At 42.7% G+C, this 2,779-nt stretch carries 3 protein-coding genes; 1 reads left to right on the top strand and 2 read right to left on the bottom strand.

Annotated elements, in window-relative coordinates:
• Nucleotides 1-65 precede the first annotated feature (65 nt).
• The gene (locus tag VN429_RS01550) at nucleotides 66-1,334 is read right to left on the bottom strand and encodes an RNA-binding domain-containing protein (RefSeq protein ID WP_325629062.1); all 1,269 of its coding nucleotides are present in this window, start codon (nucleotides 1,332-1,334) and stop codon (nucleotides 66-68) included.
• Between the two features lie 162 nt (nucleotides 1,335-1,496).
• On the opposite strand from VN429_RS01550, the gene VN429_RS01545 reads away from it, so the two are divergent.
• Nucleotides 1,497-1,697 (top strand): hypothetical protein, encoded by a 201-nt coding sequence (locus VN429_RS01545; RefSeq protein WP_325629060.1) that lies wholly within the window; start codon nucleotides 1,497-1,499, stop codon nucleotides 1,695-1,697.
• Between the two features lie 325 nt (nucleotides 1,698-2,022).
• On the opposite strand, the gene VN429_RS01540 is transcribed toward VN429_RS01545, so the two are convergent.
• Nucleotides 2,023-2,574, bottom strand: coding sequence for a hypothetical protein (locus VN429_RS01540; RefSeq protein WP_325629058.1), 552 nt, complete (start codon nucleotides 2,572-2,574; stop codon nucleotides 2,023-2,025).
• Between the last annotated feature and the right edge of the window lie 205 nt (nucleotides 2,575-2,779).

The following is a 2,779-nucleotide window of genomic DNA, read 5'->3' as shown; positions in this document are numbered from 1 at the left end:
TTCAGAAGATTTTTCCCTTTCTGAACTTTATCAAGGGCAATAACATCTGCAAGATTTAGATCAGTTCAGGCAATGAGCATCTGGGTATACTTCTCATCGATGACTTTCCCATAAATCCGAACTTTCACCCGATCCTGTTCGGTGAGGTCATAATCCGGCATGGGAAAATTTCGTTTCCATTGCTTACTGAAGATACGTTTGATACCGCTGCCAATCGTATCAATCATATTGAAATTCACCATCGCTTCAGCAAGGAATCGATTTCGATAGAATTCAGGTGGGGAGTCGCGATTAATTACTTCTTGCACAGAACCGGGAAGAAATTTCCCCAGATTTGTAAAGAGAAGATATTCAGGTTCTTCTAATACCGTGATCCTTCCAGTCATCGAATAATCCTGATGAGCAACACAGTTATGTAAGGTCTCACGGATAACCCAGGGATCATATTGTGATACTTCTGTTGGAAAAAGGCTCATATTTGGAATATGTCGATAGGTTAAATTCCGAATCTTTGAAAAGATCTGTTCCATTGCCAGCAAAAAGGGAGGGCTGAAATGTTGGTAATCAATCTCTGTCCCGGTATGGTCACGGAGCACCCAGGTAATCTTTGCTATCCCTGGAGAGAGAAAATGTTCTGACTCGCTTTTACCAAGAAGGATTATCGCTGCACGGGTGATCTTTCCATTGATACAAACTTTTGATTTATTAAGAAAAGTGATGTTGTTCGATTCATCAACTTCGGTCTCAATATGGGTCCCTTTGTTCTTCTTCTTGAATTGTTCACGGGCAAATGCAAGTGCGTCAGCATCGAGGTCATCTAGGGTGGCCTCGCTACAGATATGGACAGACCAGTCTTCCCGATTTAATTGACCCCGGATCCGATCGATTTCATCAAGACTCAGAATGTCAATAGATTCGTGGATCCGTCCATACATCTTCCCTTTCCATTCTGTGGGAATTCCTATTGGAGCTGGAGGGATCTCAAATAATAAAACCCGACCCTCCTTTGTCTTTAACTCGTGGATCTGAATAAAGGTTATTTTGTGATTTGTATCATGAGAGATCGATTCCTTCAATCTATCGAGGCCCGGAGGTGTAGAGCGAAATCCAGTCCCACAAATCCTTCGTGGTCTTTTATTGGTGACACCGAAGATAAGCCATCCGGCATCTTTGCCGTGAAGGTTTGCTTCGTTGCTCAGTGCAGAGAAATATTTCCCAATATCATCGTAATCATAGGAGTCCTTGGCTTCTTTAAATTCAAGCCATTCATTCTCTGAAGGGAGCTCCATAAATTCATATAATAAACGCTCCAGTTCAGTTGAGGGCCAAATCATATGAATTCCTCCAAGTGAAGATGATAATTCTCAAGATTGAGGGATAACGATTGAAATAGTTATTGGAGAGGAGAAACCACAACCATTCCTTTCAGGTCTGCAAGATTCTCCGTCAATGGGATAGGAGAGAGTAATGATTCTAATAAGTTATAAGAGTCATCTGTGGCTCTTGCCAAGGAAGTAAATGAAAAGGTCCATGACATCGTAAACCCATGTCGTGAAAAAGCTATCTGCAGCAAACCCAGATATGACGGGAAGCTTACTCATCTAAACGGTGATCTCCATGACCTGGGCACTATAAGTCTGTTGTACCCGTTCATTGAGAACGGCGAGGCATCCCTGAATGACATCCCTGATAGTTGACCAAGGCTTCCTCTACGGTCTCACCCTCGGAGTGACAGCCCGGAAGAGCAGGGCAACGGACAATAAAACCGCCATCTTCGGTATCTTCTTCAATGACGACTTTCAGATTCATAAGGTAATAATAGGAATTGAGACTTAATAGGTTCCGCATTACCGAGATCCGCAACTGGTGTAATAACCTTGAAATCAAGATCACGCGTCAGAATTCCAGATACCTGCCTAGAAACTACTATGCTGGCAATTAGGATATCAAAACCATTGACCTGAGATCCAGAAAGCATCAACCGGCTGGCTTATGAGAGGGATTGTCCTGTCCTGCATTGTCTTATTCCTTCTCATTGAGGCATTTATCCCTGAATGCCTCTAAATCAGTTACTATTTCAGAATTCTGGTTCTTATCCTTCCACCGTTCAATTACATCATATGTCAATCCATCTTCGTTATCTTCAGCCCAGTCTGCAAATTCCCCGGCATGTTCAAACATATACTTACATATGCCCTTCATAATCCCCCGGCAACAGGCAAGAGCCTCATCCACCATTTCGCGATCAAGATACGAATCCATTTCATCAAGATATGGTTCGATTATCTCTTCCATCATTTCGTACGAGTGTTCATAGGGATCTACGTACCCGTCATACCTGCTTCCTGATTCTTCCCAGAGTTGATGAACATCAAGATCCATCAATGAACTACAGACCTCATCTGCTACTGTGTCCTCTTCTTTCCCGGTAACAAGGCTTCTGGCGATATCGGCTGCAGTCGAGAGAAGAGATGGTTTATTCTGAATCAGGGAGTTCAGAACCATCCGTGCCTGACAGTCAGACAATGTGGAGAGAAATTTCAAATCATCGGGATTTTGTTTGGTTCGTGCCATATTCATGATTTGATTCTGATACTATTTGTTTATCAGGGAAGAGGAGATAGCAGAGGAAAGAACCTGGAAACCGATATAGATGGTGATTTAACGGAATCTGTGCCCTTATAATCCCTAAAAAAGGAGTCCATATATTGTTTTTACATTTGGCCGTAAATCCCGGATATGGGTCTCAACCACCATCTGGACTATCGTGGTTCTCATC

The sequence above is a fragment of the Methanospirillum sp. genome, assembly GCF_035560735.1.
GTDB lineage: Archaea > Halobacteriota > Methanomicrobia > Methanomicrobiales > Methanospirillaceae > Methanospirillum.
This window is presented reverse-complemented; position numbering and strand designations above follow the sequence as displayed.